Source organism: Enterobacter sp. 186315, assembly GCF_053290175.1.
On the sequence record NZ_JBPTTK010000007.1, the window covers coordinates 23,808 to 36,172 of the forward strand.

Below are 12,365 nucleotides of genomic sequence, written 5' to 3' on the forward strand. Positions count from 1 at the left end.
TCCTTAGCTGTAGCCCCGGAGGCACCGCGCCGCCGGGGAGGTGCCGGACCGCGCTGGGCGTATCCGGCCTACAAAACAGGAGCCTTAGGTTCTTTTCGAACGCATCGCCGCCTGATGTCCGGCAAGGGTACCAAAAATAATGATATCTGCCACCGCGTTACCGCCGATTCGATTGCCGCCGTGGATCCCGCCGACCACCTCACCCGCCGCATACGCGCCCGGGATGACGTTGTGGCTCTCGTCCAGAACGCAGGTGTCGGTGTTGATGGTCACGCCGCCCATGGTGTGGTGAACGCCCGGCGCAATCTGAATGGCGTGGAACGGCCCTTCGTTGATTGGCGCACGCAGCGCGGTGGTACGGCCAAAGTCATCGTCGTGCTGTTTTTCCACAAAGCCGTTGTAGCGCTCCAGGGTCGCGAGGAATGCGTGATGATCCATACCCAGCGCCTCCGCCAGTGCCTTCGGTGAGCTGGCGCTGGTGACAAAGCCTTTTGCGATGTACTCGTCAGCAGCTTTGTTTTTCGCCCGGACGTGCTCGTCAAAGACGATGTAGGCGTATTTTTCCGGCAGCGCGATGATTTGCGCCGAGACTTTGTCGCGGGTTTCCATCTCGTTGAAGAAGCGGTTCCCCTGCTGGTTGACCAGAATCGCCCCGCCGCCGCGGATGGATTCGGAAATCAGGTATGAGGTTTTCTGCTCAACGGTTGGGTGGATTTGGATCTCGCCCATATCCACCGTGCCCGCACCGATACGCTCCAGCAGCGCGATACCGCCGCCGGTCGCCCCTTTATGGTTGGTGGTCACGAAACCTTCCAGATCCGGGCGGTATTTCACGACCATCTGGCTGTTGGCGCTGAAGCCGCCGGTCGCCACAATCACGCTTGTGGTCGCGACGGTGATGACGTCGTTCTCCTCGGTGGTCAGACGCACGCCGGTCACTTCGCCGTTTTCAAAGATGATGTCGCTAACCGCGGTATCCAGCATCACGTCGATATTACGTTTGGTAACGTTACGCACCAGGCCGCTGATCAGGTAGCCCCCGACGGCGGAACCGTCTTTCGGGCGGTGGGTACGGTCGATGCTCATCCCGCCGGTGGTGGTGATGTCGTTCAGCATAATGCCGCGCGTCGCCAGCCACTCGATGGCTTCCGGCGCGTTCTCTACAAAGCGGCGCAGCAGTTCAGGGTTGTTCTTGTTGCCGCCGCCCTTCAGGGTTTCTTTGTAGAACAGCTCTTTGCTGTCATGAATGCCTTTCACCCGCTGGAAGCGCGTTTCGGCGGCGTTCATCCCGGCCGAGGCTTTAATGGTGTTACCGCCGATGGTTGGCATTTTTTCAACGATCAGCACGCTGGCACCTTCATCATGGGCCTGAATCGCAGCCGCCAGGCCTGCGCCGCCGCTGCCGATGACCACCACATCCACGCTTTTGCTTTCGTTCGGGTCAGCGCCCTCTTCTGCCGCCAGCGCCTTGCTGGATTTCAGCATCGCTTTGGAGACCGCTTTTTTCACCGCTTCACTCTGGCTGGTTGCGCCGGTGATGGCATCCACGTGCGGGGTGTTGGCGTCCAGAATGCGTGAGCGGATCTCTTCGAAGCTGGTGACAAACTCCACGTCTTCCGCCGGGCCGGAGGCCAGCTCGATGTCGGCGATACGGTCGGTTTCAAGGCTGACGTTAATCACCAGCTCGTTGGTATCATCCTGCACTTTCTCAACAAAGGTGCCGGGTTTGAATTTCGATTCACCCATACTCATGTCGCGGATCATCGCTTCCACCAGCGAGAAGCGCCACAGCGGTTCAGGAATGTTCAGCGCTTCACGCTGGGTGCTGTCCATGAACAGTTCGAGGTTTTCACCCGCCGCAATGCGGTCAGTCCAGTCAGGGTAAGCGATGGTCGCACGGCCTACGGCAATCAGATCGTAGCCGTGATCCAGCGCCTCGTTCACGTCAGCGGCGTTGACCACGCCGCCCACGCCCATTACCGGCACCTGCGCCAGGGTTTCAGAACGCATCGCGCAGTATTTTTCAATCAGCGGAGTTGGGTCCTGGGTATCAACAATGGAAGGACGCAGGGTAGCGCCAACGGAGAAGTGCAGATAATCCACGCCGCGCGCCGCCAGTTTCTCCAGCAGGTACATAGTGTCGTCAAAACGGATGCCGGGGACTTCCAGCTCTTCCGGAGAGAAGCGGTAGCCGATGATGAAGGCATCGTCCGCGTACTGGCGCACCATTTTGTGGGTGATATCCAGCACCGCCAGCGGGAACTTCGCGCGGTTGTCGCGGCTGCCGCCCCACTCGTCGTCGCGCTGGTTAGAGTTAGGAGAGTAGAACTGCTGAATTAAATAGGTGTTGGCACCGTGGATCTCCACGCCGTCGAAACCGGCCTGGATAGCGCGGCGTACCGCTTCACCAAACTTGCCGACCATCCCTTCAACTTCTTCGGTGGTCAGCGCAACCGGGGTAGCGGCACCGTCACGCGGCGCGGCAACGGCGCTTGGGCCAACCGGGGTACGACCGCCGATCAGCTTCGGCTCAACCATACGGCCGCCGTGGTAGATTTGCAGCAGGGCTTTAGAGCCTTTGGATTTGATCGCCTCGGCGATTTTCGCCAGACCCGCGATTTTCTCGTCGTTATCGATACCGATAGCGCCCGGGAAAGCGAGGCCGAGATCGTCAACGAAACAGCATTCAACAATGATGGTGCCGATACTGCCGGAACGCGCGCGATAGTACTCAACCAGCTCGCTGGTGACGGTGCCGTCGTAATAGCCCGTGCAGGTGGTCATGGGTGCCATTAATAAGCGGTTTTTAAGCTCGGTACCATTCGGTAAAGTGAACGGGCTTAGAATACGTGCGTTAGTGCTCATAATAGAAACTCCAAACTTTTAAAATTAAGAATTCGTTATCGGAACCGTATTTTTATTTCGTGTTATTTGCCGATGTCATGATATTAATATAACGATTTTTTTAGTTACCAAAGTAATTACGTTAGTTAAAAAACTATTTAATCCCTTCGATAACATAAATAACACATTGGTGTTAGCAGCAATAACGCAGCAATTCACAATAATTTAAAAGACGTTAAATAAAGAATGGTCTTACCTTTATCTCAACAGCACAATAAAACCAATTAAATCAATCATATAAAACCAAACCACCATTCTAATTGTTATCGATATGATAAATTAAAGGCTTAAAACAGATAATACCCACATACGCCGTAGTGGTTATTTAAAAAAGAATAAAAATAAGACCGCAATTCTCTTTTTTTGATCTCGATCAATTGTAATGGCATCCAAAGGCGCAATATATAAACATCATATTTTTTAATTCAGCGCCGACGAAAACGCGTTGAATTTGTATTACTGAAACACCCCACAGACACCTTAAATAACTAAAAAAAGCAACGTAACTAAATTAAGTGAAATGGGGCTTTCAGGAACACGCCGAATTTTTGACAACTTAAGACGCTAACCTATGAATACAAAAACTGCTGTAACGCCTCCTGCGGCGAGTAAGGCAAAAGACGGAAAAGCCAAAAACCGTCTAATCATGATGGCGCTGCCCTTCATCGTCGCCATACTGCTTCTGTTTGTTCCGGTTCCGGACGGACTGCCACCTCATGCATGGTACTACTTCGCCATCTTTGTGGGCGTCATCGTTGGGTTAATCTTCGAACCGCTGCCGGGCGCTGTTATCGGCCTGACCGGGGTCGTCGCCATCGCTCTGTGCAGCCAGTGGGTGCTGTTCAGCCCTGAACAGCTGGCGGATCCGAAGTTCAAGCTGGCGGGCGCCTCCTTTAAATGGGCGGTCAGCGGGTTCGGTAACTCTACCGTCTGGCTGATCTTCGGTGCCTTTATGTTCGCAGCGGGCTACGATAAAACCCGCTTCGGACGCCGCCTGGCGCTGATTCTGGTGAAATATCTGGGCCGTCGCAGCCTGACGCTCGGCTACGCCATCACCTTCGCCGACCTGCTGCTGGCACCCTTTACCCCGTCTAACACCGCGCGCAGCGGCGGGACAATCTACCCAATCATCGCTAACCTGCCGCCGCTGTACGGTTCAAAACCGAACGACCCAAGCGCGCGTAAGATTGGTTCGTATCTGATGTGGGTGGCGATTACCTCCGCCTGTATCACCAGCTCCATGTTCCTGTCTGCCCTGGCACCTAACCTGCTGGCGCTGGCGCTGGTAAAAAGCATCGTCGGTATTACCATCTCCTGGGGCACCTGGTTCATCGCCTTCCTGCCGCTGGGTATCCTGCTGATCCTGACCATGCCGCTGCTGGCCTATTGGTTCTATCCGCCTGAAGTGAAAGTGAACGACGAAGTGCCGCTGTGGGCGAGCCGTGAACTGGAAAAACTGGGCAAACTGTCTCGCAATGAAATCCTGCTGATGGTCTTCGTGTGCTGCGCCCTGCTGATGTGGATCTTCGCCGCGGCGTGGATTGAACCGGCGCTGGCTGCCCTGCTGATCGTGGCCCTGATGCTGTGGACCGGCGTGCTGGAGTGGAACGACATCACCGGTAATAAAGCCGCGTGGAACACCTTCGTCTGGTTCGCGACCCTGGTCGCGCTGGCGGACGGCCTCTCCTCAACCGGCTTTATCGGCTGGCTGGGTAAAGAAGGCGGCCTGCTGATGGGCGGTATCTCTCCGGGCGTGGCGACTATCGTTCTGCTGCTGGCGTTCTACCTGCTGCACTACCTGTTTGCCAGCACCACCGCGCACACCACCGCGCTGCTGCCAGCGATGCTGACTATCGCCGCCACCATTCCGGGCATGAATATGGAAGTGTTCGTCCTGCTGATGGTGACCTCGCTGGGTATCATGGGGATCATCACCCCGTACGGTACTGGCCCAAGCCCGATTTACTACGGTAGCGGCTACCTGCCAACTAAAGATTACTGGCGCCTCGGCACTATCTTCGGTGCCATCTTCCTGGCGGCCCTGCTGCTGATTGGTTATCCGTGGATGTCCATGATGTTCTGATTCCCAACCGCCGGACTTCTCGTCCGGCGGTTTAATTTTGATGGAGCAATACCATGTCGAACAAACCCTTTGTGTATCAAGACCCCTTCCCTCTCGCACACGACGACACCGAATACTATCTGCTGACCAAAGAGCATGTTTCCGTTGCGCAGTTCGACGGCCAGGACGTCCTGAAAGTAGAGCCAGAAGCCCTGACGCTGCTGGCACAGCAGGCCTTCCACGATGCGGCCTTTATGCTGCGCCCTTCGCACCAGAAACAGGTTGCCGCCATTCTTACCGATCCGCAGGCCAGCGAAAACGACAAATACGTGGCGCTGCAATTCCTACGCAACTCAGAAATCGCCGCCAAAGGCGTGCTGCCAACCTGCCAGGACACCGGCACGGCAATCATCATGGGTAAAAAAGGCCAGCGCGTCTGGACCGGCGGTGGCGATGAGGCCGCGCTGAGCCAGGGCGTGTACAACACCTATATCGAAGACAACCTGCGCTATTCGCAAAACGCGGCGCTGGATATGTATAAAGAGGTGAACACCGGAACTAACCTGCCTGCGCAGATTGACCTCTACAGCGTGGACGGCGAGGAGTACAAATTCCTGTGCATGGCGAAGGGCGGCGGCTCTGCCAACAAAACCTATCTGTATCAGGAAACCAAAGCGCTGATCACCCCGGCGAAGCTGAAGAATTACCTCGTTGAGAAGATGCGCACCCTCGGCACCGCGGCCTGTCCTCCGTACCACATTGCGTTCGTGATTGGCGGAACGTCTGCGGAAGCGACCCTGAAAACGGTGAAATTGGCTTCCACCCGCTACTACGACGCTCTGCCGACCGAAGGTAACGAACACGGCCAGGCGTTCCGCGACGTTCAGCTCGAACAGGAACTGCTTGAAGAGGCGCAGAACCTCGGTCTCGGCGCGCAGTTTGGCGGTAAATACTTTGCTCACGATATCCGCGTGATCCGCCTGCCGCGCCACGGCGCATCCTGCCCTATCGGCATGGGGGTTTCCTGCTCCGCTGACCGCAACATTAAGGCGAAAATCAACCGCGACGGCATCTGGATTGAGAAGCTGGAACACAATCCGGGTCAGTACATTCCTGAATCCCTGCGCCAACAGGGTGAAGGCGAAGTGGTCAGCATCAACCTGAACAAGCCGATGAACGAGATCCTGGCGCAGCTGGCGGCGCATCCGGTGTCAACGCGTCTGTCGCTGAACGGGACCATCATCGTGGCCCGTGATATCGCCCATGCGAAGCTGAAAGAGCTGCTCGACAACGGCGAAGAACTGCCGCAGTACGTGAAGGATCACCCGATTTACTACGCCGGCCCGGCCAAGACACCGGAAGGATATGCTTCAGGCTCCCTGGGCCCAACCACCGCCGGACGTATGGACTCGTACGTGGATTTACTGCAATCCCACGGCGCGAGCATGATCATGCTGGCAAAAGGCAACCGCAGCCAGCAGGTGACGGACGCGTGCCACAAGCACGGCGGCTTCTATCTGGGCAGCATCGGCGGCCCGGCAGCGGTGCTGGCGCAAAACAGCATCAAGAGCCTGGAGTGCGTGGCCTACCCTGAGCTGGGTATGGAAGCTATCTGGAAAATCGAAGTGGAAGACTTCCCGGCGTTCATTCTGGTGGATGACAAAGGCAACGACTTCTTCCAGCAGATCCAGAACAAGCAGTGTAAAGGCTGTTCACAGCGCTGAGCGTTTCCATAAGTCCGGCAGCAGCGACAGCGTATCGTGAATCAACGCCCGTTTGTCGCTGCCCGGTTTCCAGATAGTAACCATTGTCTGGCTAATGCCCTGGCTGCCCACTTCGGTGTGCAGCCTTTTTACATTTTTCCACCGCGACGCGCCGAAATGCGTCGGTAAAAATCCCCATCCGCAGCCCTGCTCCAGCAGGCCGCGCAGCATGTCCACCTCGTTCGTAAACAGCGTGTGCCCTGAAATTTGCAGGCGACGCGCCACCGGCTCGTCAGAGGCTTCATGCATGATCGCCTGCGGCACCAGAGAGAGATCGAGCAGCGAAAGCGGCGTGTCGGCCTCGGAAAAAAGCGTCTTTGCGGCGTAGAAATCCATATCCACCGACCCCAGCGCCCGCCACTCCATCTCGTTACCCACGCTGCGGTTGCGCGCCTGACAGATCCCGATATCGGCCCGCCCGCCGGCAAGCCAGCTTTCCGCCTCATCGCGCGAGGCGCAGGCCAGACTCAGCCGGATATTGCGTTTCGCCATTTCAGCAATCAGCGCCTGCAAAAAGGCTCTCGGGGTGAAGGGATCGTAAACCAGAGAGAGATCCTGCGTCGCGCCGTTGGGCACCTCCCGGGCGAAGGCTTCAAACGCCCGCACCTGACGCATCAGCAGGTGCGCCTGCCGCTGAAGCTGCTCGCCCTCGGGCGTTAGCCGTAACGAGCGCCCCTCCCGGTGGAACAGCGCATAGCCCAGCCCGTCTTCCAGAAAATCAATCAGATCGCGCAGGGTGGTGCGATCTTTCTCAAGCTTTACCGCCGCTCTGCTCAGGCTTCCCTGCTCCGCCACGGCGGTAAAGGCTTCAAGCTGGGCAAAGGAATAGATCAGTGTCGCCACGCTACGCTCCCTTTAAATTTACGGGGGATTTTCCCCCATGACGCGTTTTTTATTATAGGGCGCCGCTTCTTAAACTGAAGCCGTTCCTCACTCATACGAGATAATTATGAAAAACAGATCGTTAAATCTTACGCTGCTCGCAGGGCTGGTTATCACCAGCCTGTTGTCTCCTGCTGCAATGGCCGCCTGCGAAGGCACCGACCTGAGCGCCTGTCCGGCCCCCTTCGATCGCACGCTGCCGGATCCACATAACATGCTGACCTGGAGCCAGAGCGATCGCGTCGTGGGCTTTCGCAATGACTACCGCAACTACGCGGGGGATGTATTCCACCACGGCGTCGCCACGCCGTTTGTAAAAGCGGAGAAACCCCTGACGGACGCCCGCTATCAGGTCAACGGCAAGACCTATACGCTGGCGGATTATCTGAAACGCCAAAACGTCAGCGGAATGCTGGTGCTGAAAGACGGCAAGATTGCCCTGAAATACCTTGCCGAAGGCAATACCGACTCAACCCTGTGGACCTCCCGCTCGGTGGGTAAATCGGTGGTCTCGGCGCTGGTCGGTGTGGCAATTAAAGAGGGAAAGATTCACTCCCTCGACGATCTTATCACCCGATACGAGCCTGATTTAAAAGGCACGGCGTGGGAGGGCGTAACGCTGAAACAGCTGATAACGCACACCTCCGGCGTGGCATGGAGCGAGGATTACACCAATCCCCAATCAGATTTCGCAAAGCTCACCGAGTGTGAAGCAAAACCCGGCACCTACGACTGCGTGCGCAAGCTGGTCTCCGGCCTGCACCGTGAACATCCGGCCGGGGAACACTGGTCCTACTCTTCCGGCGGCGCGTGGCTGCTGGGGGATGTGCTTGAGCGCGCCACCGGCATGTCGCTCGCGGCCTATCTGGAGAAAAGCATCTGGCAGCCGTACGGCATGGCGAGCGACGGGGTGTGGCATGCCTACAGCAAAGGCGAGCACGACGTGGGCGCGCACGGCTTTAACGCAACCCTCGAAGACTGGGGACGCTTCGGCGAATTTATTCTGCACAACGGCACGCTGCCAGACGGCAAGCAGATCCTGCCGGACAACTGGGTGAGCGAATCCTCACGCTGGACCCACGCGGCGGGTTCTGTCTCAGCCGCGCACCCGAACGGTCTTTACGGCTATCAGTGGTGGAACAATGAAGTTCCGGTCAATGCCACTGACGTAGCGCCTGCCGCGCAGAGCTCTCTGAAAGACTCACTCTGGGCGCTGGGCATTTTTGGGCAGATGATTATGGTGAACCGCGCGGAAAACCTGGTTATCGTCCAGTGGTCAACCTGGCCGGAGGCGGAGCCGTCGTTTAGCGCGCAGCCGCTGGAGGCGTCGCTGATGTTCAGTTCCATCGCGAACGCGCTACGCTAAGGGCTAAAGCCGGGCGATGCCTGGCTTTTTTTATCTCGCGTACAGGAAAAAAACGACGCCAATATGTTCTTAATTGTGTGAACTCAACGAGATGAAAGTGGGTGCTAAGCGTGAGATGACATGATAAAAATGTCCTCTACACGTCAAACGAGGGACCGGCTGCTAAGCGCAACGTCCTGATTGACCCTGACCTTTCAATTTTGTTCTGGTATCGAGTTTACGAGCTAAACGATGATTAAGTGGCCCTGGAAATCGAATGACGCAGGTCGTAATACGGCCCTGCCCTGGGATGAGGCGATTGCAATTCCCGTGCTGGCTAATCTCCCGCCTGAAGACCAGTCTAAGCTGGTTCAGCTTGCCGATCGTTTCTTACAGCAAAAGCGCCTGGTGCCGCTTCAGGGATTTGAGCTGGACGCGCTCAAAAGCACCCGTATCGCCCTGCTCTTCTGTTTGCCCGTACTGGAACTCGGCATCGAGTGGCTCGATGGCTTCCACGAAGTGCTGATTTACCCGGCACCGTTCGTGGTTGACGACGAGTGGGAGGATGATATCGGCCTTGTTCATAACCAGCGCATGGTTCAGTCGGGACAAAGCTGGCAGCAGGGCCCGATTATCCTCAACTGGCTGGATATTCAGGACTCGTTCGATGCGTCCGGTTTCAACCTGATTATTCATGAAGTGGCGCATAAGCTCGACACCCGCAACGGCGACCGGGCAAGCGGCGTGCCGTTTATCCCCCTGCGCGAAGTCGCGGGCTGGGAGCACGATCTGCACGCGGCAATGGATAACATCCAGGATGAAATCGATCTGGTGGGCGAAAGCGCCGCCAGCATCGACGCCTACGCCGCTACCGATCCCGCGGAATGTTTCGCCGTGCTGTCAGAATACTTCTTCAGCGCGCCAGAACTTTTCGCCCCGCGCTTCCCGGCGCTGTGGCAGCGTTTTTGCCATTTCTACCAGCAGGATCCGCTCCAGCGTTTACGTAAAAATAGCGAGCATGGCGGCAATTCGACCGTTCAAGTACACTAAATCAGCACACTGGAGCTTAATTAATCATTTGAATCAGCACGTTAAATTTAGTGTTGACACAAATTAGCGAGGCCATTAACATGCGCCTCGTTCACACGATTCCTCTGTAGTTCAGTCGGTAGAACGGCGGACTGTTAATCCGTATGTCACTGGTTCGAGTCCAGTCAGAGGAGCCAAATTTGAAAAGCCTGCTTTTATAGCAGGCTTTTTGCTTTTCCGGGTTCAGAAAGAGATGCCGGGTGGCGGCTACGCCTTACCCAGCCTACGACTCCTGTAGGCCCGGTAAGCGAAGCGCCACCGGGCAAAGGGTTAAATCTGATAATCAATCGCCACTTCTTCCGGCTCCATCACCTGACGCTTGATTTCATCAACCGACAGCCCCGCGTTGCACAGCTCAATAAACCGCCACACATAGTTGCGCTGGAGCTGGCCGCGCTTCAGGCCGAGCCAGACGGTATTGGCGTCAAACAGGTGGCGGGTATCCAGACGCACCAGATCCCCGGTTTCGCGCTCGCCGCTCGACTGCTCTGCCACCAGCCCAATGCCTAAACCCAGCTCGACGTAGGTTTTAATCACGTCGGAGTCCTGCGCGCTCAGCACGATATCGGGGGTTAATCCTTTGCGGTTAAAGGCTTCATCGATACGCGAACGCCCGGTGATGCCCTGACGGTAGGTGATCAGCGGCCATTTGCCGATCTCTTCGAGGGTCAGCGGTGAAACCTGATTAAGCGGATGATCGGCGGGTAGCAGCAGGCTGTGATGCCAGCGGAACCACGGGAAGGCCACCAGCAGCGGATCGTTGCTCAGTCGCTCGCTGGCAATGCCAATATCCGCCCCGCCGTTTTGCAGCAGCTGATCGATCTCCTGCGGCGTTCCCTGAATCAGCTCAAGACGCACCTCAGGAAACAGTTCACGGAATGCCTTGATGACCGGCGGCAGGCTGTAGCGCGCCTGGGTGTGGGTGGTGGCGATGGTTAACACGCCGGACGCGTCGTTGGTGAAGAGATCCGCCAGGCGGCGAACGTTGCTGGCCTCGTTGAGAATGCGCTCAGCGATGATCAGCAGCGCTTTGCCTGGCTCCGTCATGCCGAGCAGACGCTTGCCGCGACGTATGAAGATCTCAATCCCAAGCTCTTCTTCCAGCTCGCGGATGTGGCGGCTGACGCCCGACTGGGAGGTATAAAGCATGTTGGCGACTTCGGTGAGATTAAAGTCCCGCCGTGCCGCCTCGCGGATAATTTTAAGTTGCTGGAAATTCACGATTCACTCCGGCGCATCTGACATGGCTCTATTGTTAGAGTCGTCAGACCTGGAGAACAAATAATAAAAACCAGCATCTTATGCTTTTATGGAATATCAGCTCACGAGCTGGAGTTCACGATTTTCCAGCGATGGCTTGCTGACCAGAGACATTAAGATCTCTTTCACCGCCTGCGCCTGTGGCGTCAGGGAGCCGCGTGCCGACATGTTCAACGACAGCGGCAGGCTCATGGACGGCGTGGTGATGCGCGCCATCCAGCCGTTAGCCGCGCTGCACAGCGAACGCGCGGCGGACTCTGGCAGTACGGTCACACCCATCCCGCTGGCAATCGCTGCCGTCAGGGTGGAGATGGAGTCGATTTCGCCGATAATTTTTGCCGTCAGGCGACGCAGTGAGAACGCCTCGTCAACGCGCACCCGCACCGCGCTGTAGTCGCGCGGAAGGAAGAGATTCATCTCTGCGACGGCGGTCAGGTCGATGCTCTGACCCGGGCAATCACGGGTGCCGACGAGATAGAGATCTTCTTTCAGCAGCGGCTGGCTGGTGATCCCCGCCACCGGAGAGCGATCGTACAGCACCGCCATGTCCAGCTGGCCGCCCAGCAGTTTTTCGTTGAGCACCGAGCCGCTGTTCTCATGCAGATAGACCAGCACGTCCGGCAGTTCGGCGCGCACGGCCTGCAACAGCGGCATGGTAATGGAAGAGGCCGCCGTTCCCGGTGCCAGACCAATAGAGACATGCCCGCTCAGGGTCTGCCCCACGTTATTGACCGCCAGCTGCGCCTGTTCGCACTGACGAAGAATGGTGCGGGCGTGGGTGTAGAGAATTTTGCCCGCTTCGGTTGGCGTTACGCCACGCTTCGTGCGGATCAACAGCTGCTGATCCATTTCACCTTCCAGAGTGGCCACCTGCTGACTCAGCGCAGGCTGCGCGATATGCAACACTTCTGCGGCCTGGGTCAGGCTGCCGATATCGACAATTTTCACGAAGTATTTCAGTCGTCTTAAGTTCATTTTGCCCCCTGTTCGAAATGCAGTGCCAGTACTGGCTCTAATTGTTGAAGAGGTTTTTGCAATATGAATGCCAGTTTTTTTAAGA

Annotated in this window: 8 protein-coding genes and 1 tRNA gene; 5 read left to right on the plus strand and 4 right to left on the minus strand. The window is 56.8% G+C overall.

What is annotated here, in order from left to right; all coding sequences use genetic code 11:
• Positions 1–84 precede the first annotated feature (84 nt).
• A complete protein-coding gene (locus ACSVHP_RS09955) occupies positions 85–2,865 on the minus strand; it encodes a flavocytochrome c (RefSeq protein ID WP_447551803.1) in 2,781 nt (926 codons plus the stop codon).
• Positions 2,866–3,475: 610 nt separating this feature from the next.
• On the opposite strand from ACSVHP_RS09955, the gene ACSVHP_RS09960 reads away from it, so the two are divergent.
• Positions 3,476–4,987, plus strand: a complete 1,512-nt coding sequence (locus ACSVHP_RS09960; protein ID WP_279642460.1) for an anion permease — start codon at positions 3,476–3,478, stop codon at positions 4,985–4,987.
• A 53-nt stretch (positions 4,988–5,040) separates the two neighbouring features.
• Positions 5,041–6,690, plus strand: a complete 1,650-nt coding sequence (gene fumA, locus ACSVHP_RS09965) for a class I fumarate hydratase FumA (protein WP_447551804.1) — start codon at positions 5,041–5,043, stop codon at positions 6,688–6,690.
• Here the strand turns inward: fumA and ACSVHP_RS09970 are convergent.
• Positions 6,679–7,572, minus strand: a complete 894-nt coding sequence (locus tag ACSVHP_RS09970; RefSeq protein ID WP_447551805.1) for a LysR family transcriptional regulator — start codon at positions 7,570–7,572, stop codon at positions 6,679–6,681. The two genes, fumA and ACSVHP_RS09970, sit on opposite strands and share 12 nt — an antisense overlap.
• A 106-nt stretch (positions 7,573–7,678) precedes the next feature.
• On the opposite strand from ACSVHP_RS09970, the gene ACSVHP_RS09975 reads away from it, so the two are divergent.
• The 3 genes from ACSVHP_RS09975 (at position 7,679) to ACSVHP_RS09985 (ending at position 10,182) form a co-directional block, all read left to right on the plus strand.
• Complete coding sequence (locus ACSVHP_RS09975) at positions 7,679–8,977, plus strand: serine hydrolase domain-containing protein (RefSeq protein WP_447551806.1); 1,299 nt, start codon at positions 7,679–7,681, stop codon at positions 8,975–8,977.
• Positions 8,978–9,208: 231 nt separating this feature from the next.
• Positions 9,209–10,006, plus strand: coding sequence for a DgsA anti-repressor MtfA (mtfA, locus tag ACSVHP_RS09980; protein WP_234675502.1), 798 nt, complete (start codon positions 9,209–9,211; stop codon positions 10,004–10,006).
• A 100-nt stretch (positions 10,007–10,106) separates the two neighbouring features.
• Positions 10,107–10,182 (plus strand) — tRNA-Asn (locus tag ACSVHP_RS09985).
• Between the two features lie 133 nt (positions 10,183–10,315).
• Here the strand turns inward: ACSVHP_RS09985 and cbl are convergent.
• Positions 10,316–11,266, minus strand: coding sequence for an HTH-type transcriptional regulator Cbl (gene cbl, locus ACSVHP_RS09990; protein WP_234675499.1), 951 nt, complete (start codon positions 11,264–11,266; stop codon positions 10,316–10,318).
• 96 nt (positions 11,267–11,362) lie between these two features.
• Positions 11,363–12,280: a nitrogen assimilation transcriptional regulator NAC gene (gene nac, locus ACSVHP_RS09995; RefSeq protein ID WP_234675498.1), complete on the minus strand. Its 918-nt coding sequence runs from the start codon at positions 12,278–12,280 to the stop codon at positions 11,363–11,365.
• Between the last annotated feature and the right edge of the window lie 85 nt (positions 12,281–12,365).

Bases quoted from the DNA above. Each gene is read 5' to 3' on its own strand.
- ACSVHP_RS09955 (WP_447551803.1), bottom strand. From the start codon at position 2,865: ATGAGCACTAACGCACGTATTCTAAGCCCGTTCACTTTACCGAATGGT.
- ACSVHP_RS09960 (WP_279642460.1), top strand. From the start codon at position 3,476: ATGAATACAAAAACTGCTGTAACGCCTCCTGCGGCGAGTAAGGCAAAA.
- fumA (WP_447551804.1), top strand. From the start codon at position 5,041: ATGTCGAACAAACCCTTTGTGTATCAAGACCCCTTCCCTCTCGCACAC.
- ACSVHP_RS09975 (WP_447551806.1), top strand. From the start codon at position 7,679: ATGAAAAACAGATCGTTAAATCTTACGCTGCTCGCAGGGCTGGTTATC.
- mtfA (WP_234675502.1), top strand. From the start codon at position 9,209: ATGATTAAGTGGCCCTGGAAATCGAATGACGCAGGTCGTAATACGGCC.
- nac (WP_234675498.1), bottom strand. From the start codon at position 12,280: ATGAACTTAAGACGACTGAAATACTTCGTGAAAATTGTCGATATCGGC.